Genomic DNA, 25,139 nt, shown 5'->3' on the forward strand with positions numbered 1-25,139 from the left:
TTGATGGTCATTAGCAGTGACCCACAACCCAAGCCATCCGCTGCGTTGCTCGCTTACTTGCAGGGCAAGCTTGGGCTGAGTGCCAGTGCCATCAATCTTGGCCTTCGCCAAGCTGAATTGGAACAGGCACCCCTGCCGGTGGTTCTCTGGAGTTTTGGACTGATCAGTTTGCAGGGATACCAAGACGTTTTGGACTGGCAGCAAGCTCAGGAGTAGTGAATCAGAGATTCAACATGGATGTCGGAGGGAAGACGTGTGCGTCCTTCTAAATCGCTGAGTTCCACAATGAAGGCGCAACCAACGAGTTGACCGCCTGCCTTTTTGACTAAATCGCTTGTTGCCGAGGCAGTCCCTCCTGTTGCTAAGAGGTCATCAACAATCAAAACTCTCGGCTGGTCTCGCATGGCATCTGCATGAATCTCGAGACGATCCGTTCCATATTCCAGGGCGTAATCAATTCCGTAGACCTTGCCGGGAAGTTTGCCTGGTTTGCGCACTGGAACAAATCCCAGTTTCTTTTGCGTTGCTAGACCCATTCCTACGATGAAACCTCGGGCTTCAATTCCCACAATCAGGTCTGGTTTCAACGAATCGCAGAGCGCTCCTAGACGAACCATGACCTCGGCCCAGCCCACGGGGTCGCGCAACATCGGGGATATGTCTCGGAAGAGAATTCCTGGTTTTGGAAAGTCCGGAATATCTTGAACGTAGTGGCGAAGATCCAAGGACGCTTTCTGGTGAAACTTGCAAGGAATTATCGCAGATATTGCCTAGGAGGAGCATGAACTCGCTTGTCCCTCAAATAGCTCATTAGCTCTGATCCACTTTGCGTGAATCCATCATGACGTTGCAACGATCTGAACTTAACTCCTATTTGCATTTTCGTTCTCACGAACGTTTCCTTTGGTGTTTGTGTTTGACTCTATTGATTAAAGTATTTTTCGTGGGTGTTTCTTTCGCTTGCTGATACGTTGTTTTTATGCCTATGTTTTCGTTTTGTATTTAATTTATACCGCTAGTCTTGCCATGGTTGATAGCGTTTACGGCTAAGAATGACCGCTCGCTGAGCGCTCTCGTTTCTTGTTTGGCTTGGATCCTGTGTCAATTCCAGCTGTTGTCGCCATTCCCTTGAAAGGATTGTTTCAAGCCTTAGAGTTGGATTGTCTTGCATACGGCCAAACGTTTTTGGCTGCTGATGAGGGGGCTGATAACGGCTTTTCTGATCGTGTGTTAGCACTGCATCCAAGCTTGATTTGATTGAAATCGAATCGGTATGACTCGAATTGGTACGCCACCCAACCATGACTGAATCACCAGTCACTTCTCCCCAAGAAGCGTCTTTGCCAACGGCGGTTCTTGGCCGTCGAGGGATGGAGCGTCTCGATCTTCTTTTGCTCACTGTGGAGTCCTTGGACTTCAACGGAGGCGAGGCCATGCTTTGGGCCACCCAACAACTCGGCTTCGAAACGCTTTTCCCTAACCGGGTTGAGCTGTGGAAGCGTCGATGCCACAACCCGCTTCGACGCTCCACCCGTCGTGGAAGGCTTGGGTCGCCTGAAACAGAGGCCCTCATCAGGCTGCTTTGCGCGATGGCTGATCGGCTTTATCCGATGCTTCACCAACTTCTGTCGAGTCGTGAACCGGCCGATCTCAGCAAACAGCGCTGGGCCTTAGTGGACCAACGCTTAAGAGATTTGATTGCTGAGCGTTTCAATCTCCGTCGGGGTGCGGTTCAACGCTTGCTGAGCCCCGACCATTCTCAGACGATTCAACGACAGCTTGTTTTGACCCTGGCACTGGCTGCCGGACCTGGTGGAGTGGATCGCCTGCGGGCCAGTCTTCTTGACCCAACACCCTGATGATCTCGATGCTCAAACTCTCTTATCGCTACGACCAAACGGCGTCCAGGCTTGAGGTGGATGGACTTCCTGACTTCTCCGCTGGACATGGCGACAGCGTGATTGGGATCCTGTCTGCCTGGCGTCTTCAATTGGTCGGTGCTCCTGAACTGGAGGGGAAACGCGATCACCTTGAAGCCCTGATGGCTGTTGTGCTTCCCTATGCACGCCATCAAATTTCCGGAGTTTCCAGGGCTGAAGGATGGTCGCAGCATCCAGTGAGCATCCGCCCTGTGGAGGGTGGTCACCAACTGGAACTGACGAGCAGTCAGCCGGATGTTCCCCCGTTGGAAATCAAGTTGGATGATGCTGATCTCGCCGATCTTTTGCGCTGCTTAGATGCACTCCGTGCTGACGATCGCGTGGCGATCTCTTGGCCTGAGGTCGTCAACCATCCCTTGAGTCGTCGTGAATTGGTGGAGCGGGTCCCCTTGGTTCGTCGTTTAGCTGCACCTGTTTTTGGAGGAGTGGCCCTGGTTGTGGTTGGGGTCATGGCCATGGTGATTCCATTGCCCATGCAGGAGACCAAGGCTCCAACCGACTCCGTAGAGGCTCCCAGTTCAGACTCGGTTAGCGATCCTTCACAAGCCGATCCAGCCCGTTGACCCTGTTTCGGTTTTCGCCCATATATTGGCGTTGATTGCTCGTCTATCAATGTCCCCCAGTTGGTCTGATCTGAGACGGCGTGTCGCAAGGATTGGAGCTTCTCTGGATGTGGTTGTACGCAGCGATCCGGAGGTTTGTGGCTTGAGTGGTGCTGATTATCAACTCACACTTCATCACAGTGGTTATGGAGATTGCACTGTTGGAGAACTCAGTTTAATTAACTGCCCCAATGAGTTGGTTCTCATTGAATTTGAGCGCTGGATGCGTCGCGCGAAGGAGTCGTTAGTGCCATGAGGTCCAAGAACATCACTCGCCTCCCGCGTACGCCGAAAGAGCGTCGGGTGTTTAGCCAACGCAAACGATCTTCCAAGCGTTTGCCTATTTGGAGGATGTTCTTGGAGTCAGTCTTGCTGCTCCTACTTGGGACTGGTTTGCTCGCTGGTTTGAGCTGGTTGCCGACAAAGGTCGATGCAATTGTTGTTGTGAGTGAAGCGATTGCGGATTTAATTCGCGGTCTCAGTCAATTGCTGGAAGCGTTATTGGGTTTGTCGGCAGTGATTCTGATTGCTGCGCTACTGGTGTTGGGTCTGTTGGCGCTGATCTCAGGTTTGATTCGATTCGTGCGTACGTTCTCAGTGGTTTTCAAATCATCAGCTCGTCGACAAGCGCTTCAATCTTCCAACGCTCCGAGACAAAGCTCTCGTTCGGCTCGTCGTCGCCGGCTGCGCAGATCACGCTAATCCGGGTGTATCTCAACGGGACCTCGATCGAGGAGCGAGTGAACGCTGCATCATCCATAGTTCGTTCAAAGTCAGGCCCCCGTCACCATTGCGGTCCAGGCTTTCAAAATTTCGCTGAAGCCAGGGCAGAGATGCCACCTCCTTGCGATCCAGTTGGCCATCGAAATTTCGATCGGCTTGTTGAAAGCGTCGTTGCAAGCGCAGCCCGCTTGGATGCGTAGCCGAGGGTCTGATGTCCTCAATCAACAAATAGTTGCGGGTTGGATGGCGTTGTAACCGTCGCTCGAGATAAGGCTGGCCGCTCACTTCTTTCCTTTCCAGACGTCCATCACGATTGGAATCCATCCGAACGAACAACGCTTCCATTCGGGTGCCGTAATGACGCACAGGGTTGGCTTGCACACCCAGATCTGCCAGCAGGAGACCAGCCCCTAGTGCAACGAGTGTGAAAGTGACCCTTTTCTCCATGACAGAAGACTATGGAGTCTGATTGGTAAAGAGATGTCTGAGTGATGACAGATCGTCAATTAACTGTGACATGGTCCGCCTCGGCGCGACAGTTTGCTTGATGCTCCATACGATCGGAGCGTTCAACTGATGTGGGGCGAGTGGTGAAGAGATCATTGTTGATTGGGATGGTATGGCGATGACCCAGCCCTCCAGCACCGCTTCGAACTCACTTGCAAAAAAAGCTTCGATGATTTGGGTCGTGGATGACGATCCGGACCTTCGTCAGATGGTGGGCACCTATTTGATCGATCAGGGGTATGACGTGCGCTGCTTGAGTGATGTCAAGCAGCTTGAGGCGAGGCTTGAATTTCAGCGCCCAGATTTGATCGTGCTCGACTTGATGATGCCTGGCGATGATGGGCTGACAGCACTCCGACGCTTGCGCGACGCTGGTGACGATCTTCCTGTGGTCATGTTGACGGCGAGAGGAGATGGCGTTGACCGCATTATTGGACTCGAGCAGGGGGCTGACGACTATCTTGCGAAGCCGTTTCTTCCCCGTGAGTTGTCAGCACGCATCGAAGCAGTGCTGAGAAGGCGAAGTTCGATTCCCGCTGGCACTCCTTTGGCAGAAGGCGGTGATGTGACGTTCGGAGAGAATCAATTTGATCTTTCCGCCAGAACGCTGTTTCGCGACGGTACGCCTGTTGTGATTACCAGCGGTGAGTTCAGCTTGCTGGCAGCGTTTGTGCAGCATCCCCACCGCCCTCTGTCGAGAGAGCGGCTCATTGAGCTGGCTCGCGGACCAGGGTCTGATACGGATAGTCGCAGCATGGATGTACAAGTTTCGCGGGTTCGCAAGCTGGTCGAACCGGATCCAGCGCGTCCGCGTTACATCCAAACGGTATGGGGATACGGCTATGTCTTCGTTCCTGATGGACAACCTCGTTCGCGTTGAGGGCTGGAATGACCCCACGGGTTTGGCAAGTTCGACTTCGATCCCTATTCGGTTGGAGTGGCCTTGCTCTTGGCAGTTGGGCGTTTTGCTTGTTGGTTTTACAGGTGTTGTTTGGACAGCAGCTTGAGCAGCTGCAAACAGTCCAGCTTGGCCGTGACTTGGCGCTCAATGTAAGGCTCACGGAGTTGGCTCTCGAGCGCTACCCACCCCATCTGGTGACCGAACTCACCGGTCTTGACCTCACTGTTGCGATCCAACCCAAGCCGGATCAAAAGCTTCCATCCGCAGGCTTTCAACGCCAGGCCAAAGCTCTGCAGACGCAGCTTTGTGAGCGTCTCTCCCATTGTCCGATGGTCGTGGCGGATCGAGATCACGAAGGCGATCGCGGAATCTGGATTGAGCTGATTTCCCCGCTGGAACCGATTTGGTTGCGCGTCAATGTGCGCGCTCCGATGAGCTGGCCGCCGGAGCCCACCCTGTTGGGTTTATCGCTGGTTGGGGCGGGCATGATTTGTGGTGGCCTATTTCTCCTCGTGGAGGTGGAGGCACCGCTTCGTGGATTGGAAAAGGCCCTGTCCCGGGTTGGGGATGGAATCGATCCTGATGCTGTTCCTGCGCGTGGTGCGCCAGAGGTTCAGCGCCTGACCCGCCGTTTCAACGCAATGGTGCGACGTTTGGCTGCCAATCGGAACGAAAGAGCCACCATGCTCGCTGGAATCGCCCATGACTTACGCGCACCCATCACTCGGCTGAAGTTTCGTTTGTCGCTGCCTCAACTCAGCGCCACAGAACGTGAGCGTTGTGCCGGTGATTTGCAGTCTCTGGAACGAATCACAGGTCAGTTCCTGCTGTTTGCAGGTGGCGGCGATGAAGAACTCTCTGTGCCCGTTCCTTTGGACCAATTGCTGGCTGAGGTGGCGAGCAGTCATCCTGCCGATCAATTGCAGCTTCAGCTGGACACCTTTGAGGTGATGGTGAAACCAGTGGCTCTGAGTCGAGCCGTTGCCAACTTGATCGACAACGCGTTCACCTATGGCCAAGCTCCCGTGGTGTTGCGATTGCTGCGCTCTGCTGATCAATGTTCAATCGAAGTTTGGGATCAGGGTGATGGCATGCCTCAGCGTCAATGGGAGCAGGCCCTTCAACCGTTTCACCGCCTCGACTCCTCCCGGGGAGGACAGGGGCACTGTGGATTGGGGTTGGCGATTGTTGTGCATGTGGCGCGACTCCATGGCGGCCATCTCGATTGCCTCTATGCCGATGGTTCGGATGATTTGACGGTTCCAGGCCGCTTTGCGATTCGTTTGTCATTGCCGATGGATCTATTGGTGGAGAACGTTGCGAAAAGCTGAATTCCCAACCCTTTTGTTGATTTCGGAGGCACCAATGGGATGTTGCTGATCCCGTTGTCATGGGCCATAAGGAGAACAAAAAGTCAAAACACAACGGCAAAAGCAAGGAAACGGCCCAATCCAACCCCTCGCAGCCCATATCTGATGCGGTGATTGATGCCGTGGATCGAAGCCAGCGCAACAGCGATTCCTCGCCTGAATGGCACGGAGATGAACTCGAGCGGCCAAGTCACAACGGTGAACGACTCAAGAAAAAGATCTATGAGTCTGAACTGGAAAAACTCCAGACACAGCTCGTCAAAATGCAGTACTGGATCAAGGAAAAGGGTTTCCGCATGATCATCCTGTTTGAGGGACGGGATGCAGCTGGTAAGGGAGGCACGATTAAACGTTTAACGGAACCCTTAAATCCCCGTGGAGCCAGAGTGGTTGCTTTGGGTACCCCTTCTGATCTTCAGAAAACGCAGTGGTATTTCCAGCGTTATGTGGAACATTTTCCAGCTGCGGGCGAAATAGTGGTGTTTGACCGTAGTTGGTATAACCGTGCTGGTGTGGAACGGGTGATGGGGTTCTGTACTCCTAAGGAGGTTGAGGCCTTTCTTGAGGATTGCCCTCAGTTCGAACGAATGTTGGTTCGTAGTGGCGTTTTGTTGTTGAAGTATTGGTTTTCCGTGAGTGATACGGAACAAGAAAATCGTTTTCAATCACGCATCGATGACCCCACGCGGCGTTGGAAGCTCAGTCCGATGGATCTTGAGGCTCGTAATCGTTGGGTTGAGTTTTCTGAGGCAAAGGATCTGATGTTCGCAAGCACCAACATCCCTGAAGCGCCATGGTTCTCGGTAGAAGCAGACGATAAGAGGCGAGCCCGTCTTAATTGTTTGAGGCACATTCTTAGCAAAGTGCCCTGGGAAGACATGACTCCTCCAGCGATTGAATTACCACCAAGGCCAAAACAGGGGTCTTATAAGAGACCACCCATCAATGAACAATTTTTTGTTCCTAATCATTATCCCTATGATTCACCAAGTGATTGATTGGCTTCTTGCGGTTTGATCCTATGGAGTCGATCTTTGATGGTGGAATTTTTGTATAACGAGAGAGTTCTTGCAGCTGCATCGAATGCAAGCTGCCACTAGCTTTTATGGTCAATCCATTTGTTTTGTCTTGGCTACAATGATTTTTTTCATATGTCACTGTTCATTGTGACTATTGATGCGGGTAACTGCTATCTGGCAAATAAGGTTTTGGGGTTCAATTATTCGTCAATACATGGATCTTCGTTTGCTTGAATTGCTTGGCAAGTACCAGGAAGAAGAGCTTGAAGCCATCGAGCGATGGTTCAATCACACACAGCCATTGGCACTTGACATTATGGGAAATATGAAGATTGCGAGAGGAACCATTGTTAGGGAGAAAAACACTCAATGATGCCTGCGTGACTCTCTAAAGGTGACTCGTCGTTGCCTTTTATGGGAACAAATGCTGCATCAGCCGTGGAGCTGTTGAAACCAAAAACCTGCGAGTTGCCAGGAGCTCCAAAGAAAGATTGCGAGAAATAGCCAGTTCACCCAGGCCGGTCGATCGCGATTTTCAAACATGCAGTGATGGATGCAACCCTTCAATTGTGGCTGATCAGCGAGGTCAAATCCTGAATTCTTTGGAAGGCTCGTTCCTGAGTCAGGAGCGCACGGTCCCTGAGTACCAATCAGCACTCTGAAGCGACACCTGAGATCCAGCGGCTCGTTTGAGATCATGCATTCCTTCAAGCTGCCGGTACACGGCTTTCAATTGTCTTTGGATGTGATCTGTGTGCGGCATGGCATATAAGGTCAACAGCGCTTCTTCGAGATGGTGTTTTGCATCAATTAACAGGCGGCAATCGGTACTCCCAGGTTCGTAGCCCATAAAAAAATTCGATATTTCCTCTATTCAGCTCTATTGCTACAAGCAACGTTGTGGCAATTTTTACCAAGTGACAAATATCTAGGGTTGGGTTTGTCTTCCACTGGCCTCGATCAAGTCCCATGGTCGTGACAGTCCTCCTTCCACTGCCCATAGGCCTGCTTTGCTGCGCTGCGCTTGTCTCTCTAGCCTTGGATAGTTCAGGTCGTCGCATCGGCCCAGATAACCGTCGTAGGCAAAGACTTGTCCTCCGCTGATGAGTGGGGAAGCGATGTCTATCTTCTCCTTCAGGAGCCTTGCGACCACCCGCCCATAGACGTCACGGGCCCGTAGTTCCATCTCGACGACAGAGCCTTGCGGCAGCGCATTGCTGAGGGCTGTTCTTGCTTGATTGGCCCAAGGTTGTTGCTGCTCCAAAGGAGCTTGAATGCAGGCCAAGCGCACAGCCCTTCCTTCTCCATTGATTTCCACCAGAACCTCTTGGCCATTGTTGACCTTAAGGACGGTGACTTTTTGGCTGGGATGAGACGGTTGAGCAGCCATAGCGATTGGAAAGGCTGGAGCCATTAGTAGGCCGAACAGAACGTTGCGACCTACCGCCTTCAAGGTTGATGCCATGACCGGATGTTTCCTCAACTGACGAACAGCATCTCCCGATAGGAAGGAAGGGGCCAACGATCGTCATCCACGGCTTGCTCAAGTCCATCCACAACATCCCGCAGCTGTAGAAGTCGTGGTAGCAGGACGTTTGCTGCATGGTTCATGGAGGCTGTTGTGTCGCCGTGATGCAGCTGGTGCAATTCCTCCTCGAGGGCGTTGATTTGATCCTGCATCCGTTGCCCTAGCTCTGCTGTCTGTTGCAACGTCCGTTGATCTGGATTCAGACCGACGGCTTGTTGTTGGCTGATGCTGCGTGCCAAAGAGCCCAGATGCTTCTGAACAGCGGGGCTGATTTGGGTTCGAACCATGGACAGTGCAACCTTGGCTTCAACCTCCACTGCGAGCGTGTACTGCTCGCTGTAAACCTCGTAGCGGCTTTCTAATTCAACCGGTGAGATCACAGCTTGACGCTGAAACAGCTCCTTCACGTCATCCCGTCGCAGCACTGGAAGGGCGTTGGCGGTGTTGCGTAGGTTTTCCAATCCCCGTTGCTCTGTTGCTTCCTGATGCCATGCATCGGAATAACCATCGCCACCAAAAACGGCCGCACCGTGTTGATCCATCACCCGCTTTAAAACATCAGCAGCACCCGTTTCCAAGGATTGGCCTGCGGCCATCTGTGCCTCGATTTGATCGCTAACCCACTCCAGCGAATCGGCGAGAACGGTGTTCATTGCCACCAGTGGACCCGCCACGGACTGTCCAGATCCCACGGCTCTGAATTCGAATCTGTTCCCTGTAAAAGCAAACGGAGATGTTCGGTTGCGATCCCCGGCATCCTTCTTGAACTCAGGAAGGCTGTCGACACCAAGACGCATCACATCTCCTGTGCTGCTTCCGGTAACTTCACCTCGCTGGAACTGCTGAAAGACCTCTTCGAGCTGTTTGCCCAGATACATCGAGATGATCGCGGGTGGTGCCTCATTGGCTCCGAGGCGATGGTCATTTCCTGCTGTTGCAACGACGGCTCTTAACAATGGGCCGAAGCGATGCACGCCACGGATGACGGCGGAGCAGAACAGGAGGAATTGCAGGTTGTCGTGGGGCGTTGAGCCAGGGTCCAGAAGATTGCCCTGCGTGCTGTTGCCCACCGACCAATTCACATGCTTGCCGGAGCCATTGATTCCAGCAAAGGGTTTTTCATGCATGAGGCATGTAAATCCATGCCGTTTTGCTGTGCTGCGAAGCACAGTCATGATCATTTGTTGATGATCGGTCGCCACGTTGGCGGCTTCATGAACAGGTGCGATCTCGAACTGCCCGGGGGCTACTTCGTTGTGTCGTGTTTTTGCAGGAATTCCGAGCCTGTACAGCTGGTGTTCCACGTCTTGCATGTAGACCTGAACCCGTTCAGGAATGGCACCAAAGTAATGATCATCAAATTGCTGTCCCTTCGGGGAGGCAGCACCGAACAGGGTTCTGCCTGCGAGAAGTAGATCGGGCCGGAGCGTGGCAAATTGACTGTCGATCAAAAAATATTCCTGTTCAGCTCCACAAGAGCTGTTAACGGCAGCCACGTCCTTGTTGCCAAGCAAACGCAGCAGCCGTTGTGCTTGGCGATTCATGGCTGCGTTAGAGCGCAGGAGTGGGGTCTTTTTATCGAGAGCTTCTCCTGTCCAACTCACAAACACTGTGGGGATGCATAAGGTGACGCCATTGGGCGTTCGCATCAAATACGCCGGGCTGGTGATGTCCCAAGCTGTGTATCCCCGGGCTTCAAATGTGGAGCGGATGCCGCCATTGGGGAATGAGCTGCCGTCTGGCTCTCCCTGAATAAGCAGTTTTCCCGAAAATTCATGGATGGCGTGACCATCCTTTTGAGGACTGATGAAACCGTCGTGTTTCTCTGCAGTTGAGTTGGTAAGGGGATAGAAAACGTGCGCGTAGTAATGGGCACCGTTATTGACTGCCCAATCCCTCATGGCCTGAGCGACCGCATCAGCGACCTCCAGGTTCAGCTTGCCTCCGTCACGGATTACGCGACGAACCACTTTGAATGCTTCCTTCGGGAGCGCATTTTTCATGCGCGCCAGTGTGAAGACATCACTGGCCCAAATCTCCTCTAGTGGAGGAGTTTTGTCACACGCCATGGGCTTGCGTTGCTGAATGGCCTGTAGGGCGGCCAAACGTGAAGGATGGGGCATCGCTTTTTGAACCCCTCAGGGCGTCTTTGTGTCATTCAAGCTAGGCCCTAGGTGGGGCGTCAACTGATTGCTGCTTTTGTTCCATGACAACAGCTCATGGAAAGAGCACGGCTAAGCAGACCGCTGCCATTCAGCTCAAATGAAACTAAAGTCTTAGCTGGTCAGGAAGCTTTCTAGACTTAAGTGGATTTGAAGCCTTGGCGGCAGAGATACGGGACCTCTTGTTTTGTGACTTATCACTTTATTCCTTGATTGGGAACGCTTTGAATCAATCTTTTGATGATTGGATCAAGATGGATATGGGATTGCGAGCTGTTGATGGGATATGGTAATTGAATATTCTGTGGTTTTATGATAACTATTTATTCTTTAGATATTGGCTCGGCTTTTGGGTCTCATTGACAATCAAAAAGCTTTAATTATTTGTTGTGATGTTTTCATCGTCTGATCAAGACCGTCTTTATTTTCCGGCAACGGAGCGTAATCGTGTCCCCATTGGTGATGCTCTTGCTGAAATGCTGCCTGAGCATGGGTCTGTTCTTGAAATAGCAAGTGGAAGTGGTGAACACGCTGTGACTTTCCAGCGCCGTTTCCCTGGTATTCGATGGCAAGCCAGTGATTCTGACCCAAGCCATTGCCAAAGCATTAACGCTTGGATTGCCCATCAGAGTTTGAGTGATCAGATGCCGAAAGCATTACAACTCAATGTACTTGATCGTCCTTGGTTGCTTCCTGAATCCATCAGGCTTGAATTAAAGGTTGTGATTGCGATCAATCTGATTCATATTGCTCCTTGGAGTTGCTGCAAATCATTAATCGATCAAGCATCTGAAAACCTTCCGATGGGAGGTCGCTTCATTCTTTATGGACCTTTTCGCCGCAACGGATCTCATACGAGCCTGAGTAATGAGGTCTTTGATCAATCGCTTCGTGACCGTAATCCATCTTGGGGGGTTCGAGATCTTGAAGCTGTAGAGAAACTTTGTAGTCAAGTTGGCCTCCTAGGAATGCATTTTCAAGAATTACCCGCTAATAATCTTATTGTTAGCCTAACCAAAGAAGCTAATTGCGCCATTTAATTCTAATCTATCCAACTCTATCGCTTTATTGAATCGTGTTTTGATATCAAAATTCTTTATGGCATGTGCAGTCTACATCTTTCCTGTTGCATTTTGAATTAAAATATTAATTATTTCCAGTCAATTCTGAGGCCAATTTGTCTCTTTTGTATTGGTCCATAAACACCTTCTGCCTGCACTTTTAGGGGGAATAATCCTGCCTTGATGATTAAAAATTTTAATCAGCATTTGCGGAGAAGATTGATTCTAATCGCGGGAAAAGTGCTAGGAGCTGTATCCAGTTGCTGTTGAGTGTTCTTTAGTGGTTGATTGTATTGCACCTAGTTATTTGCGAAACAATGTGATTTAGTAGATAGTAGTACTTGCTGTTTCTTTTGTTAGGCGATTATATCTATCTCTAAAAGTCTATTTCTATACTGCACTGATTTGTAAGACCTTGGCGAGGCGACTGCAACCCCATTGCCACTGCCCAACACTGATCGATCTCCTCTTGTCTTCGTCCCAATTAAAAACCCCTCGGTGGGAGGGAGAGTTCACTGGAATGATCCCCATCACCCAGCCCATTGAAGGATAGGTCGATTCCTGCATTGCAGATGCGCTGTTCTCCACGAATTCGAGAGAATCCTCCACAGATCAGCTCAGTATCAAGCCTTTTTCCCACATGCTGTGGAGAAAACAGGCGGAAGGGTGCTGAATAGCTGATTTTGTGGAAAACAAGCCAAAGTGTGTCATGCTTGTGGTTCCCCATCACCCGGCCCCGCCTAGCGCAGCTAAGCGGGGCTTTTTGCTGCGCGCAAGGCGGGAACAGCACCAATTTGATAGTACTGATGAGCCATTCCTGCTTTGCTGCGGAATATGCAGCTAATTTTATTGAGTTATTTGCTAGATATTATTCAAACTCTATATTTTTTAGGGCTTAAGTGGCAGTCTGAGCTTATTTTTGTCTATACGCGTCTATCTTTCTGTCGAGATCGTTGCTTTGTGTGGATAGATTTGGCAGGAATAGCCTATAGAGGTTAAAATTGCCAGATAAAACGTTAGAATTGATAAGAGTGGCTCCTCTACTCTTTAGCCCATCGCTGGTTGCAACGATTGCTGCACTTCATCTCTCCATCGGGATAGTCAAAGCCAGCCTTCCTTGCATTTTTTTCAACTTCAGCTGGATTTGATCCACTAAAGCTTCGTGTTGATTTAGCTAGTGCTGGTGTGACAAAATCAAATCCAAGCGTGCATGCAAACAAAATTAAGATCAAAAACCTGAGTTTTTGCATGTTTGATTCTGTTCAATCTGCTCTCATCTTACTAGCCCATCTCAATCTCACCTTTTAAATCATGTTTTATATAAAGTATTTTACGAATAGAGTGATGTTTTGTTTTGCTTGTTTCAGTATCTATAATTGCCAGTAAAAGACATAAAAGACATGTAATTTATTATTGATGCGTTTGCAACACATCAAGATGTTCAGGCCTTGTCATCAAACGGAAATAGGTTTTTCAGTCTGAGTTTGTCCCATGACTTCTGAGCTGGCATTGATCCAGATGATTCCCTGCTGCCGTACGAGACAGATTAAGTCGTCGTTGCGGAGAACTCTGTACGTAGAGGGTTCTTCCATGCAAAGCGTTTTCGCATAAGTGACCGCTGTATGGATATCTTCCTGTCTGGCACTGGGTTTCCACCCATCAGGAGTAAGCCGTTCAATATCAACCATGAGTAAAATTACTTATTTTTGATAGTTTCTCGCATTGTGGTTCCCATTAGCAAGCAAAGTGTTCACATCCATACCGAGTGGTGAGAATTGACGGATAACGCGTTTTTTTGTGGTTTGAATTGATACTTAAGTTTTGGCTTGGTTATGTTAAAAGAAAATCATCAAGTTTTCTTCTCCTTTTTTGCGGTTTTCATTTTCTGCTTCGACGATGCGTCTGTCGGAATGATGTGTCGATTTCATTCCTCTGAAGATCAGTCCAGATCAGTGGCGATGTAGCAGCGTCTGCGGAGCTGGTCTACAAAAGCCCTTGCCTCTGTGCCCCTGTACTTTTCCTTCAGCTGATCAACGATTCCCTCTTGTTCAAGGTTCTTACCGTAAGCATCAACGACCAGATCGAGTGCAAAGTCGATGAGTTCAGCTTCTTCTGCACTCAGTCGTACATCGACAAATTTGTCCATTCGAGCGCGGTCTTTCTAGGATTTTCATCAGAATTCTGGAGCAATTTCTCGTATTTGTCTTTCGCGTGAAGTGATTCCTTACAGGCTCTTGGCTTTATTCCTGAGGGATTTGAAGATAAGTCTAGTTTATTCCGAGTGTTCGTTCGTCTGATTAAATCAGATTTTCTAAGTTGTTAATCATGTGGTTAATCTAAAGCGATTTAATTTGCCTGTAATGATCATTTTCTGCTCGCCTCGATGAATTGATATTGATGATGTCTTGTTCGTGGAAAGATTATTGATAGCTTCTCTGATTGCGTGAGTGAAGACAACTGCGGTCGGAATCTTAAATCTTTCCAATGTTCGCTGATTTGTGTCATTCACGACTTGTGTCCATCTGCCGAGACAGCTATCAGGGATTTAGTCATTACCAAATCTTGCTATGGCCGTTCTATTCGCCCCTCCTAAAACACAGTCGATCTACCGTCGTTATTGGGCTTCGACCGCTAAGTAGGCCATTCAATTTTCAGGCCATCTGTTGAGATGGCCTGTGCACGGTCGGTTGTTTCCTCTTGGGATGTTGAGCTAAGGCTTTTGAGCTGGGCAAGGGTTTTCGCGAGAATGGTGCCATGCTCAAAATTCTTTCTACCGTCTTTCTTCTTTTGTTGGCTCATGCTTTTTCGGAACGTGTGAGTGCCCAAGGCATGCCTTTGGTGCGATTTCAGTCGTGTTACGACGGGGATACTTGTACGACCACCAATGCTGAAAAAGTCAGGTTGGCGTGTATCGATGCTCCTGAAAGGAAGAAGAGGCCTCGTTTCAGGGCAACCAGAATGCAGCCCACTGCTTATGACAACAGCTTGGCCGATCAGTCGGCATTCCATTTGAGGACATTGGTTTTAGGTCGATTGGTGGGTATCCGCCGCATCGCCACTGATCGCTACGGGCGCACGGTTGCGGAGCTTTTTATTGATAACACCAGCGTTGGCCAGCAGCAGGTAGAGAATGGTCATGCTGTGATTTCTCAGCAGCATGCTTGGCAATGCGCGTGGGCAACGCACCGCACTGACCACTAGAAAAGTTCCCTCCTTGATCGTCAGCCACCCTTTTGATGGAGTCTTCCATGCCAGTTGAGGTTCTCCTGTGACAGTCATCTAAGTGTTGACGATCTGTTGCAGGGCGTTGTTTGGGACGCAAAATACATGTGTGAGGAGGGCTTCTTCACGGAGTGGAAACTAGGCAACACGCCCAACGAGAAGCCGAGAAACCCTGCCTTTGGCGGGGTTTTCTTTTGTCTGTTCAATCTTCGTGTGCATCTTTAGGACCCGCGGCAGAGGCCATGCGAGCAGGTCTTCGAGTTTTGCGTGTTTCTACATTGCGGATTCTCAGCCTGACGTGAGGTGAGAATGGTGGAAATCGAATCGTTCGTCCATGTCCCAAGCTCGCGAGATGATCAATGCCCACCTGTTTCCCGTATTAGCTGTTGTTGCCACAGTGAGTTCTGCATCAGTTGCGATTTCACTTCGACCCATTGCTCAGCATGCGGTGCGTTGGAACACCTGCTACAGCGACAGCATTGCCTGGTATCAAGCCAATAAACCCGATTGGACAGTTCAGGACAAAGAAGTGTTTGCTTCTAATTTCTGCAACGGTGGTACTCCGGTGATGCCAGGGCCAGGTTTCAAGCCTGCAAGCTGATTTTGATCGCTGCCTGTGAATTTCACTCTGTCTTTAGATGGTTTATGACGACCTCGTCGGCAATTCCCCTTGCGGTGTTTCACCGCTTAAAAGCACAGCTGTGCCACTGAGTGACACCATCATCATTCCGCCTTCACCAAAGACTTCGTAATCGATATCCACGCCAATCACCGCATTGGCTTTCATAGCGGTTGCTCTTGCCACCATTTCTTCAGTAGCGACTTGTCGGGCTTTCTCCAGTGCTTGCTCGTACGCCCGTGAGCGCCCCCCAATGATGTCCGTCATGCTTGCAAGCATGTCCCGGAAAATATTGGCCCCGATGATTGCTTCGCCCGTCACCAGACCTCGGTAGTGAATGATGTTCCTGCCTTCCACCGTTGGCGTTGTTGTAATCAGCATGGTCAGTGTTCAACCCTTAAATCGTCCCAACTTAAGATGCCATTTGCGATTGAATTTGCTGAGTTGATCTATGACTTCGGTCTCTTCAATAATGTTGACCTTTTTGTTCTAGGGTTACGGCGTAGGGTTTAGTTATCCATCCATCTGGCGATTGCAGGCAGGGATTTACCTTCAATATTTTATTATGGCAACTGCATACGACTCACCAAGATGGGTAAAAAGTGATTCAGTCCCCTACAAGCGTTTGTTGAGTCCTATGGCCAATGCCTTGATGAAGGCTGAGCGGCAGTAAAGCGTTTCTGCTCAAAGGCGAGAGCTCTTCCGGCTTCCCACCGTTGACCATCGGAACATTGAGCCAGTGTGTGACTTTCAGATCGTTAGTTTTCAGACCAAGGCTGCAAAGGGTGACATGAATCCGGTGGACTATCTCGCTTACTGTCTAGCTGTGGTGATCTACCACAACCTTCAATGTTTGGTGTGATGACAACGTTTTACCATTCGTGTCTGATGTTGTGAATCATGCTCTAGCCCCTTTAGGTCAGGAAGACCTATCTCAGCAATAGAACGCTGAATCATTTAAAAGTGATGACTGCCACGTTTGGGCTTCCGCCGCTTTGATCACTACAAATTTATGGTCCCTCTCTAAAGCAAAGGTTAACAACGGTAACCCTGAAAACCCTGCGGTGATGACATTCCAGCAATGAGATGATGTTAAGGCAGGGTGTGTTATTGACGGCACGGAAGTTGATTCTAGATTTGGAGAAACTTTCCGCTGGGAGAGAAACGCTCAGCTTTGGGATAAGGATTGCGTAAACAGAAAAATGAAAGAGAAAGGGTATGCCAATGCGGTTGTTTTTGACCCAGATAAAATGTCTGATTTCAAAAAAGAAATCTGTGACCTTTATGATCTATCGGTTGTAACGGTTGATGGTGTTGTTTGGGAAAAAGGTTTGGAACTGCTTTTAAGCAATTTCAATAGAAGATCCTGTGGCTTATAAATAAGTGGATGGATATTATTTAGCAGGGAGTTGCAAATAGCAGCTTCAATGGCTGACTGCAGCGATGATTCAGCTATCAGCCCACGCTGTTATAAACGTTTCTTTGAAGAGCGTTTTTCTGATCAGAACCCGATTTGCACATTGAAGCCAGAGGGACGGTGATATCTGACTCCATCCCTATAGCCATATCCATAGGCATAGGCAGGGCGAAGAGGGCGGTATCCGCTGTATAAACCATTGCTATAGGAATTACGGCGATATCGTCTCCAATCTCGCCTGTCATGACGCACGACACGCCGTAGTTGCCTGTTCTCATGGCGCAGCTCTCTGTTGTGCTTGTTTGCTTCAGCTGCTGGAGCTGTCGCCAACGCTGTGACTCCGATCATTCCAATGCAGACAACAGCATTGATGACTCTCTTTTGGATGGGGCCTGAGAAAACTCTCGATTTGATAGCCATCGAATCCTGTGTGCTCACCTGACAATGACGCAATCTCAGCTAACCGTGGTGGTTTAGGGGTAGTCCTTAACCAATACATGCAAGTGGCTGGGATGAAGACAGACGCCAATGAACCCATCGCTCTCCTCAATAAAATGCCGAGAACCCCTGTCTTTGGTGGGCTTTTTCTTCCAAGCACAGACACCATGAGCGGTTATTCAGCCGCACCCCATGGCTTTCTCCGCGCCGCTTGTCTCGACACAGCCTTCGTTTGGAATCCCTATGTTCGCCCACAGTTGTCACCGCTGTTGCAGGGATACAGGGCATATCCCTTGCCAACTAGTTCAGAGAAAGCGCTGTTGTTAATCATCCACTTGTCGATTTTGAGAACATATTTCTCACTATTTCCTTGAGAAAGGCCAGCGAAGTAGATTTTGATGAAGGGTGGCCAACCGTCAGTGCTTGTAGGTTCATTGTCTGCATAGCACTTCCAGCCTCCATCTCCTAGTTTTTATTGGCACACTCCTCAGACGTCTTTGAGGCATCTTCGGAAACTACATTGATCTAGAGATCATCTGAATCTGCTCTACCTGGAACCTCAACTCCTTCCATTCTCACTTCGGATAGTGGATCTCACTTCGTCTTTATAGAGAACAACACTTTTATCATCTTTGATGAGATTGTATTTAACAGCTCTGTTCTGTGACGCATCACGCAAAGGCTTCGTAAACCCACTCAAAATCTGGTGTTTCAAGAATATTTATCATTGCATCTCTTCCTTCAGATTCGACTCTGTATGGCTTTTTTATGCTTGAATGATCACCATCTTCAGGAGACCAGGATATCATGTAAGCATTGGAAAGATAATTTCGATTTGTGGCCTCAGCGGCGTCTACTAAAAGTTGTTTGATGTGGGGATCTGAGAGGCTATACCCAAGAAAAACACAAGGATTTTCAATGAAATATATGAGTAATTTAGCAAATGAATATCTGTGCTTTATAGAAAAATTTTCGTAGTCCGATGGGAGGATGATTATCGAATCGGGGTTGTCGATTGATCCATGTGCATGCAGAACAGAAGTCGCTCCATCCTTCTCAATGATTTCATGCCCTCTTCTCTTCCTTAGGCCCAAGAAGTCTGATAAAAAGTGATCGTAGTTCGTTGTTACTACCTCTTGAGCGTCTATGCTTTTTAAGGCTTCTAGTTCTGAAGCATGTTCGGCCAATGGCGTATTGTACCTTGATATTATATTTGCAACAAGCCTTTTAAGAAACACCTTGTGAGAAATGTTAGGGCTATAAAGTGATTCATTGAAGAATTTCTTTCCTTCTCTGGTCCATGCCCATGTGTGAACAAGATCTGCAATGATTTCGGCAACTTCGATTAAGTCGTCATCTAGATCTTTTTTGTCAGTTTTTTGAAGATAAAAATCAATCTCTGTTGGGTTTTTGATAAACTTAAGGACCTCCTCCAGTAGTGCTCGCCAATTGGGGGCATTTAAGTATCTTCGTGATAAGCCTGCGCCAACGAATAAGACGGGCTTGGTAGAGCCGCAATTGAGCCTATTGTCTTTAATCCATCTTGATGCTTCCATTCTGTAATTCATGTCATGCACTGCAGTTGTTGATGAAATGTAGATTCTCTTTAAGATTTTCTTCTTAACTTGCAAATTGATGTCAAAGCATCCGTGTGTATCCAGTGTTTTTTAATCAAATTCACTTTCTTTCATGATTTCCACCCCGAGTGGCATGCAAGTTTCAATATGTTTCTCGCATGCTTTTTGGGCTGCCGCATTGTTCATCAATCCTGGCATTATGAATCAGTAAAAACTTAGTTTGATCGCAAGCATTAAATAGGTCATCACCCAAACGGGTGATTTTGAGTCCGAAGCCAACAGTTAAAACAAGGGTTGACAGCGGGATGTTTGCTGACCTCTTAAGCAGCTAGCTGACTGCCTACGGGCTAATACAGAAGAACTGCCCCAGGGCGAGAAATCGCCCCGCCTGGTAATCGAGCCATGGCAATGGCATACGCCCCCCCTGCATGGGGCAAGAGTGATTCGGATACCTACAAGCGTTGGCTCAACCGCAAAGCCAACTAATGATCAAGCGTCACCGCAAGAGAGGAGGCACTTACAGGGTGAAGGAGGCCATGGATGCCATCGATGAAGCGATGCACCGGTCACGGCGTTCATCCATTCGACGCTCAAGAAATGGATTCAGAGCTGCTTGGGGCCTACAACATCGCCCAAAGTAAAGAGCGGCGAGCAACCCAGCAAGCTCGACAATTCTGGTTTCCGCTAATCCAAGAACTTCTTCCTGTGCATTAAGTCGCAGGTGAAACTTGCGTATCTTGCTCTCACCAAATGCGTCAGTTATTCGAATACGCCAATAGAGAGAACCTCGCTCCTCAAACAAGCTTCCGCTAAGCCCTTTGGCTTTGATGCTGGCGTTTGTGGCGGCCAGATCCACGCTATTTCTTCGACACATCTTCGAGATATTCCGTTGCGTTTAGGCATATTTCAAGCCGAACCAAGCTCGGAGAGGCTTCACGCTAGGAGGCTCTGTGCCCGGCCCTAGGCAATAAAAAACCCAGTCAATGACTGGGCTTTGCTTGGCTATTGAGCGGAGAGGGTCGGATTCGAACCGACGGTGCCCGTGAAGACACGCTGGTTTTCAAGACCAGAGCCATAAACCACTCGACCACCTCTCCTGGAGGCTTCGATATTTTATCATCTCAGCTTAATGATGGCTGGAGTTCTCCAAATCTGTCTCAAGATGATTGAGTGGTTGTATCTTCCTTTCGTTAGTCATTGACTAAGTTTTTATGATCGATCGCGTGATTAATGTGTAGATATTGGGTTTGCTTTTTGGATGGTTTTGAGGGAGTTATGACTTACCTTGTCTGCATTTATTTTTTTACATAAAAAAGTCTCAGGATTGAAGCCTGAGACTTTTGGGTATTCTTTAGTTATTGGGTTTGGCTAGAGGTAAGAGGCATTTATCTGAATCGCATCCAGCTGGACCTGCTTCAGTGAGCTCTCCGCTGTCATACCTTTGCAATGCGTCGAAAAAGTCACTGTTGACCCTACGTTGAAGCACTTCTTTCTGCATTTGCTCGTAGGTTTGTGCATCGATTGGTTCGAATGGCAAACGAGGGAAGGTTGCGTTTGCGTCGAATCGAGCGAGTAGTGCCGCAGAAATGTAACCGCCACCCTCTTGGATGGTCTGATGTAGAGCATCGGTTAAGGGCTCAATCTCATGCTCACGAAATTCGATTGTTGCCGATGTGTTGTGGGCGGTGAAGTGCGATTGGACTTGCATGTAAAAATCAAACTGTGCCAATGCTGAAAACGCATTGATGTCCACAGTGTCTGCTCCAGGCAGATTGGCCCAACTCACCTCGGTTGGAATTTCTACTAACCATTCCGTGCAGCGTGTATCGAATGGGTCGTTCAAAAGACGACCTTGATCATCTTTATCAGACTGAGAAGGAACCACTGTGTAGCCGTAGTCCATGCAGGCCATCGCTACAGGATCGTTTTTCCGGAATGTAATCCTGCGGATAAAGCGCTGAGCTTTGGGAGGATGCCAACCAGGTGCAGCACCTGTAAGCAGACTTTTTGTTCCAGCGGGTTGAACTGTGGTGCAGCGGTTTGGCCTCCTCAGTTCATGACGATCGCAATAATCCCATACGGTTTCATTCACAATTGATTTCCAGCGCTTTAAGTAATCAGCCTCTTGCCTCTTGTATTCCAATCCTTCTTCTGTTTCAGGTCGGCCAGCTTCCCACCATTGCAACCAAGGTGTGCCGAATGCATGCACGAAAAAGTCAAACAAGCCAGTAAAACTCACACCTACGATTGGGTCCCAGGCACGACTCTGGCGGTAACGCTCTACTTCAAATTTGTGATTGAGTAGGCAGGCAACAGAAAGGGCTGCGGCGCGGAAAGCATCGCGTTGTGACGCTTCATCCTTGGGGTCGATTTGGTTTAAATGAACTTCTGCAAGGTTGCAATGAAAATCTGCACCGAGGATTTCACCGCAAGGGTTTAATCCATAGCGGCTCAGTCGATGCTCAAGTTCGTCTTCTGAGATCGGACCATGATTTTGTTGAAGCCAGCGACCAGCTTCTTCACGACCTTGGTCGCAGTAAATCTCGATAAATTCGCTTTTAAGTTCTTGGGTGGTGAGCAAATCAGCGTTGGAGCGAGCCAGAGCTTCAGGTGCAAACTGAATGGCACCTTCTCCGCTGTGGAATTGACGCGTCACCGCTTCGAGCAGAACATCTCTGCTTGGGCGGGTGTGATAAACGCGGGTATGGTTCGCCATTCGTAGCGCATCGCGCTCAGGATCAATTCTCCAATTCCCTTCTGAATCCTGTTGCCACAAATTCTCCTTGGCTCCTGCTGCTGAGGTGTCATCGGAAGCGAATTGGCGCATCCCTGCGCTGCGTCGGATGTTGCCGGCAACAATCGTGACGGCTGCTTCGTCAATCAGCAGACAGCATTCAATCGATGTGAGCTTTCGACCGATTGCTTTGCCAAGCAATTTTGCGACGCGACCGTAGAGATCTTTCAATTTCACTGGGTTCGCCATGCCTCCGAAGCCCTTGAGGGTTTCACCGACGGGTCGAACATCAGAAAGATCGATCTCGACTTCTACTTTTCTGCCTTCGAATCGAGGATCGCTGCTCAGTTCTAAGAGCAATTGATAGCTGTCGACCCAGCCACGTCTGGTGTCCCCCACCTTGATCGAGACGCTGTGATCACTGATGCTGTAAGTGGTTGCTTCTTGGCGTTGTTCTGCAGCCGTGATTCCAATATCGGAAACGCTCAGAACTTCAATTGGGTTGGTTACGACTGGAAGTCGATCAATGAAGTGAGGCTCAATGATGGCGCCTGTTCCACACCCCATCATCGCCAAATCCATCATCAGCCCGAAAGCCTCCCAATCGACAAGATTTGTGGAGGTGCAGTTGTAGGCCCCGGAGAAATTTTCAGGCTTTTCGATCCATGGAGTACCACCAATCCATTGCCACCGTCCTGAGGGAAGGGCTTTTTTCTCAGCCTGCATCCTGGCCAAGAGAGCCATTTCTTCTGCATTGAGGGAACCAAGCTTTAGGAGCCCCGATCGATTTCTTTCCCCGACTTCGCTCCAGCTTTCTCTTCCTTTGGTTAGGCGACGGCTGTAGGTGCGATAAAAAACCGGGTTAGCGGCAGGCGCGCTTGCTGGGAATTCACCATTGATGGGCGCGAGCCCGCTGGTTTGTGTATCTGACTTTTCTGTGCGGCTTGGTGTGAGAGTCACTAGCGGTTGTCATCTTGTCCTAGGCCAATTCTAACGCCACCAATGGGGTGTGTATGTGTTTGTAGGCACCATCAACAGTGTTTTTCTGGGATGGAGGCCTGATGGTTCACCTGAGATCTGCCTTGCTGGCACGATGGAAGTCTGTATTCAGCGTCCAAGAGGCATGGTTAAGCGCCGCCGCAGTGATTCATGGAGATGGCGTGCACTGGCTTTCGTGGTTGCTGTTGTGTTGTCCGTACTCCCAACAATCGGACTTCGATCAGCGGAAGCACGATCCGTCTATTCCGTTTCAGCTCCCTCGAGCGCGATCCCAGTTCAAGACCAACCTTTTTATCCTTCCTTAGAAGAAATTTCATCGTCTTGGACTGACATTGTTCTGGGGCAAGTGGTAGGGGAGAGTCCAAGAGTTACATTGCTGAATTTTTATGCCGTGATGGCAAAGGTTGGCCATCGTGCTGATTCACTTGGTCAACAAGCAACCCTGAGCAAAGGATTGTTTTCGTCCCAGAAGCGACGAGAACAAATTGAAGATACAGATTTATTATTTAATCTGGCGGTGAAATCGCTTGATTCCTCCCGTTTTCCGGAGAGTGTTCGTAGCGATATGGCTGATGAGGCTGCTATTCAGTTGAAACATGTACTTGATTATGTGTTTTCTCACAGTAATCAGAATATCGTTATTCCCAATATTGAGGATCTTAAAACCTCGGCTGATGGAGGTGCTGATTCAATGTCATCTTGGAGGATCCCAGGAACGGCCATTGAACTCACGACTGCGATTGATAATGACACTAGTAATGAGAATTTTTACTTCTCAAGCAATACGGTTGCGTCCATTCATGAAATGTACGAAGAAATTGAAAATCAAGCGCCTATCGATCAACCCTACGCAACCCCTCATTTTTATAAGGATTTTATTTTTACCCCTGGCTACTTGGTTCCTCCCAAATGGTATTTGATGCTTCCTGTCGGGGTCAGACGTGTGATCGAGATACCTATTGAGGGGCAAACTCTCTTTCAGATTGGCTGTGCCATTGTTGTCTTTGCTTTGTATATTCTTGCAAGTCTCTGGTTTGTTGGTCAACTGATCACAACGTATAGGGACTCCGGGTCTCTTCGGATTCCAGTGTCTTATTGGCTTCAGGATAATATTGCTTGGAGAAGAGTTCTGATCGTTCTTCCAGTTGTCTTGCTAACTAGCTTGACCGATAAATTTATTGATGATGTCATTAATTTCACTGGATTCCCTTTAGTATTTGCGACTTATCTTTTCTATATTATTTTTTACTCTTCTGCAAGTATCTTTGTTTTTTATCTGTTAGAGGCGATTGGCCGAAGTGGTGCTGAGCTTCTGACGCGTTTGCGCGGGGGGCAGTCCACCCTTCAATTGCAGCGGATTAGCAACCTGGTGATGCCTCTGAGTAGGGCTGTAGGACTGCTTGTGGCGGTTGTGCTCATCTATCGATTGCTTTTGCTGCTGGGTTTGCCAGCGAGCACGGTGCTTGCTTTTTCAGCCGTTCCTGGACTCGCTATTGGTCTCGGTGCTTCTAAATTGCTGGGCAATTTATTTGCCGGTTTATCCATTCAAACGGACCGCCCTCTTCGCGTTGGTGAATTTTGTCAAATTGGTGAGAATCTTGGTTTTGTGACGAAAATTGGTCTTCGTTCTTTAGAGCTGCAAACGCTTGAAAGTCTTGTCAAGATTCCAAATTCGGTTGCTGACGAAGCCACGATTGTTAATTTTTCAAGGAGAGATCGTTTCCCCTCACCCCATCCTCGGCAGGGCATGGAATTGCGTTTGCAACTGCCTGCAGATTTTTCACCCTTCCAGTTGGAAGAGTTGCTTCGTCAATCACGTCTATTGATCGATGACCCTGAGCGCCTTCATGGTTTAAAAGCAGAGTCGTCTCTCGTGAGTTTGGATAATGATTCTGGAGATTCCAAGACATTGATCGTTTTTGTCTTGGTTGAACTACACGGCTGGCCTGCCTATCTGCAGATGAGGGAGACCCTGCTGGTGCAGCTCGAGGAATTGCTTGAGAGGATTGATTTGTATGAAATTACGATTGGGGTTTCTTACTCCACAACCTCAGAGCAGTTGTTGCGTGTTCCAGAGCTACTGAGATCCGCTGTCAATATCGATCCTTATCTCCATTGTGTTAATTGTCGTCTGCTGAAAATTTCCGCCTGTAGTTATGATCACGAGTTGGAGATATCGTCTACTCATCGCTTGCAGGATGATTTTGAAGAAAGCATTCACAGGTTGCATCAACGCTTCATTAAAGTTCTTGCTGAAAACAATATTGAAATTCCTTTCCCCACTCAGACTCTCTTTGTGGAGTCTCCACGTCCTTAAGTC

The 25,139-nt window shown here is 48.9% G+C and carries 26 protein-coding genes and 1 tRNA gene; 14 read left to right on the forward strand and 13 right to left on the reverse strand.

Going from position 1 to position 25,139, the window contains the following annotated elements:
• Nucleotides 1–3 precede the first annotated feature (3 nt).
• A complete protein-coding gene (locus DXY38_RS11895; RefSeq protein ID WP_115071816.1) occupies nt 4–216 on the forward strand; it encodes a DUF2949 domain-containing protein in 213 nt (70 codons plus the stop codon).
• Here DXY38_RS11895 and DXY38_RS11900 read toward each other — a convergent pair.
• A complete protein-coding gene (locus DXY38_RS11900) occupies nt 207–725 on the reverse strand; it encodes an adenine phosphoribosyltransferase (protein ID WP_115071817.1) in 519 nt (172 codons plus the stop codon). The two genes, DXY38_RS11895 and DXY38_RS11900, sit on opposite strands and share 10 nt — an antisense overlap.
• A 576-nt stretch (nt 726–1,301) precedes the next feature.
• On the opposite strand from DXY38_RS11900, the gene DXY38_RS11905 reads away from it, so the two are divergent.
• Genes DXY38_RS11905 through DXY38_RS11920 form a run of 4 tightly spaced genes read left to right on the forward strand, consistent with a single transcriptional unit; the run spans nt 1,302 to nt 3,244 of the window.
• A complete protein-coding gene (locus DXY38_RS11905; RefSeq protein ID WP_006852438.1) occupies nt 1,302–1,859 on the forward strand; it encodes a DUF3038 domain-containing protein in 558 nt (185 codons plus the stop codon).
• A gap of 8 nt (nt 1,860–1,867) precedes the next feature.
• Nucleotides 1,868–2,503: a DUF4335 domain-containing protein gene (locus DXY38_RS11910; protein ID WP_006852439.1), complete on the forward strand. Its 636-nt coding sequence runs from the start codon at nt 1,868–1,870 to the stop codon at nt 2,501–2,503.
• A gap of 49 nt (nt 2,504–2,552) precedes the next feature.
• Nucleotides 2,553–2,798, forward strand: coding sequence for a hypothetical protein (locus tag DXY38_RS11915; protein ID WP_006852440.1), 246 nt, complete (start codon nt 2,553–2,555; stop codon nt 2,796–2,798).
• A complete protein-coding gene (locus DXY38_RS11920) occupies nt 2,795–3,244 on the forward strand; it encodes a hypothetical protein (RefSeq protein WP_006852441.1) in 450 nt (149 codons plus the stop codon). The genes DXY38_RS11915 and DXY38_RS11920 overlap by 4 nt, the downstream gene beginning before the upstream one ends.
• Before the next feature lie 12 nt (nt 3,245–3,256).
• On the opposite strand, the gene DXY38_RS11925 is transcribed toward DXY38_RS11920, so the two are convergent.
• Nucleotides 3,257–3,712, reverse strand: a complete 456-nt coding sequence (locus DXY38_RS11925) for a hypothetical protein (protein WP_006852442.1) — start codon at nt 3,710–3,712, stop codon at nt 3,257–3,259.
• A 229-nt stretch (nt 3,713–3,941) separates the two neighbouring features.
• On the opposite strand from DXY38_RS11925, the gene DXY38_RS11930 reads away from it, so the two are divergent.
• The 4 genes from DXY38_RS11930 to DXY38_RS11945 all read left to right on the forward strand — a co-directional run bounded on the left by DXY38_RS11930 (nt 3,942) and on the right by DXY38_RS11945 (nt 7,435).
• A complete protein-coding gene (locus DXY38_RS11930) occupies nt 3,942–4,652 on the forward strand; it encodes a response regulator (protein ID WP_006852443.1) in 711 nt (236 codons plus the stop codon).
• 8 nt (nt 4,653–4,660) lie between these two features.
• The gene (locus tag DXY38_RS11935) at nt 4,661–6,004 is read left to right on the forward strand and encodes an ATP-binding protein (RefSeq protein ID WP_115071818.1); all 1,344 of its coding nucleotides are present in this window, start codon (nt 4,661–4,663) and stop codon (nt 6,002–6,004) included.
• Nucleotides 6,005–6,063: 59 nt separating this feature from the next.
• Nucleotides 6,064–7,041 (forward strand): polyphosphate kinase 2, encoded by a 978-nt coding sequence (gene ppk2, locus DXY38_RS11940; protein ID WP_115071819.1) that lies wholly within the window; start codon nt 6,064–6,066, stop codon nt 7,039–7,041.
• 178 nt (nt 7,042–7,219) lie between these two features.
• Nucleotides 7,220–7,435, forward strand: a complete 216-nt coding sequence (locus tag DXY38_RS11945; protein ID WP_115071820.1) for a hypothetical protein — start codon at nt 7,220–7,222, stop codon at nt 7,433–7,435.
• A gap of 249 nt (nt 7,436–7,684) precedes the next feature.
• On the opposite strand, the gene DXY38_RS11950 is transcribed toward DXY38_RS11945, so the two are convergent.
• The 3 genes from DXY38_RS11950 to DXY38_RS11960 all read right to left on the reverse strand — a co-directional run bounded on the left by DXY38_RS11950 (nt 7,685) and on the right by DXY38_RS11960 (nt 10,713).
• Complete coding sequence (locus tag DXY38_RS11950; RefSeq protein WP_006852447.1) at nt 7,685–7,912, reverse strand: hypothetical protein; 228 nt, start codon at nt 7,910–7,912, stop codon at nt 7,685–7,687.
• A 78-nt stretch (nt 7,913–7,990) separates the two neighbouring features.
• Nucleotides 7,991–8,527 (reverse strand): thermonuclease family protein, encoded by a 537-nt coding sequence (locus tag DXY38_RS11955; RefSeq protein WP_115071821.1) that lies wholly within the window; start codon nt 8,525–8,527, stop codon nt 7,991–7,993.
• A gap of 14 nt (nt 8,528–8,541) precedes the next feature.
• A complete protein-coding gene (locus DXY38_RS11960; RefSeq protein WP_115071822.1) occupies nt 8,542–10,713 on the reverse strand; it encodes a glutamine synthetase III in 2,172 nt (723 codons plus the stop codon).
• Nucleotides 10,714–11,228: 515 nt separating this feature from the next.
• Here DXY38_RS11960 and DXY38_RS11965 point away from each other — a divergent pair.
• The gene (locus tag DXY38_RS11965) at nt 11,229–11,792 is read left to right on the forward strand and encodes a DUF938 domain-containing protein (protein WP_371411013.1); all 564 of its coding nucleotides are present in this window, start codon (nt 11,229–11,231) and stop codon (nt 11,790–11,792) included.
• Between the two features lie 1,061 nt (nt 11,793–12,853).
• On the opposite strand, the gene DXY38_RS13790 is transcribed toward DXY38_RS11965, so the two are convergent.
• From DXY38_RS13790 to DXY38_RS13795, 3 genes are all read right to left on the reverse strand, one after another.
• Entirely contained in the window at nt 12,854–13,063 is a 210-nt protein-coding gene (locus DXY38_RS13790) for a hypothetical protein (protein WP_115071825.1), read from the reverse strand.
• Nucleotides 13,064–13,752: 689 nt separating this feature from the next.
• The gene (locus DXY38_RS11985; RefSeq protein ID WP_115071827.1) at nt 13,753–13,959 is read right to left on the reverse strand and encodes a hypothetical protein; all 207 of its coding nucleotides are present in this window, start codon (nt 13,957–13,959) and stop codon (nt 13,753–13,755) included.
• 485 nt (nt 13,960–14,444) lie between these two features.
• Entirely contained in the window at nt 14,445–14,612 is a 168-nt protein-coding gene (locus tag DXY38_RS13795) for a hypothetical protein (RefSeq protein ID WP_170952939.1), read from the reverse strand.
• 30 nt (nt 14,613–14,642) lie between these two features.
• Here DXY38_RS13795 and DXY38_RS11990 point away from each other — a divergent pair, with 30 nt between their 5' ends.
• Together DXY38_RS11990 and DXY38_RS12000 are read left to right on the forward strand one after the other, a co-directional pair.
• Nucleotides 14,643–15,014 carry a thermonuclease family protein gene (locus DXY38_RS11990; RefSeq protein WP_244279148.1) on the forward strand — a complete coding sequence of 124 codons (372 nt, stop codon included), beginning with the start codon at nt 14,643–14,645 and terminating at the stop codon, nt 15,012–15,014.
• Nucleotides 15,015–15,369: 355 nt separating this feature from the next.
• On the forward strand, nt 15,370–15,636 hold the full coding sequence (locus DXY38_RS12000) for a hypothetical protein (RefSeq protein WP_115071830.1): 267 nt from the start codon (nt 15,370–15,372) through the stop codon (nt 15,634–15,636).
• A 42-nt stretch (nt 15,637–15,678) separates the two neighbouring features.
• On the opposite strand, the gene DXY38_RS12005 is transcribed toward DXY38_RS12000, so the two are convergent.
• On the reverse strand, nt 15,679–16,035 hold the full coding sequence (locus tag DXY38_RS12005; protein ID WP_115071831.1) for a heavy metal-binding domain-containing protein: 357 nt from the start codon (nt 16,033–16,035) through the stop codon (nt 15,679–15,681).
• Between the two features lie 821 nt (nt 16,036–16,856).
• On the opposite strand from DXY38_RS12005, the gene DXY38_RS13800 reads away from it, so the two are divergent.
• Complete coding sequence (locus DXY38_RS13800; RefSeq protein ID WP_170952944.1) at nt 16,857–17,033, forward strand: hypothetical protein; 177 nt, start codon at nt 16,857–16,859, stop codon at nt 17,031–17,033.
• A 122-nt stretch (nt 17,034–17,155) separates the two neighbouring features.
• Here DXY38_RS13800 and DXY38_RS13510 read toward each other — a convergent pair whose 3' ends face one another.
• The 4 genes from DXY38_RS13510 to nrdJ form a co-directional block, all read right to left on the reverse strand.
• Nucleotides 17,156–17,491, reverse strand: a complete 336-nt coding sequence (locus tag DXY38_RS13510; RefSeq protein ID WP_136988122.1) for a hypothetical protein — start codon at nt 17,489–17,491, stop codon at nt 17,156–17,158.
• A 689-nt stretch (nt 17,492–18,180) separates the two neighbouring features.
• Nucleotides 18,181–19,077: an SIR2 family protein gene (locus tag DXY38_RS12015; protein ID WP_115071833.1), complete on the reverse strand. Its 897-nt coding sequence runs from the start codon at nt 19,075–19,077 to the stop codon at nt 18,181–18,183.
• 1,019 nt (nt 19,078–20,096) lie between these two features.
• Nucleotides 20,097–20,183, reverse strand: a tRNA-Ser gene (locus DXY38_RS12025).
• Nucleotides 20,184–20,437: 254 nt separating this feature from the next.
• Nucleotides 20,438–22,780, reverse strand: coding sequence for a ribonucleoside-triphosphate reductase, adenosylcobalamin-dependent (gene nrdJ / locus DXY38_RS12030; protein WP_115071835.1), 2,343 nt, complete (start codon nt 22,778–22,780; stop codon nt 20,438–20,440).
• Between the two features lie 163 nt (nt 22,781–22,943).
• Here nrdJ and DXY38_RS12035 point away from each other — a divergent pair, with 163 nt between their 5' ends.
• Nucleotides 22,944–25,136 (forward strand): mechanosensitive ion channel family protein, encoded by a 2,193-nt coding sequence (locus DXY38_RS12035; protein ID WP_244279121.1) that lies wholly within the window; start codon nt 22,944–22,946, stop codon nt 25,134–25,136.
• Nucleotides 25,137–25,139: the final 3 nt, after the last annotated feature.

It is taken from the genome of Synechococcus sp. UW179B (genome assembly GCF_900474245.1).
Lineage (GTDB): Bacteria > Cyanobacteriota > Cyanobacteriia > PCC-6307 > Cyanobiaceae > Synechococcus_C.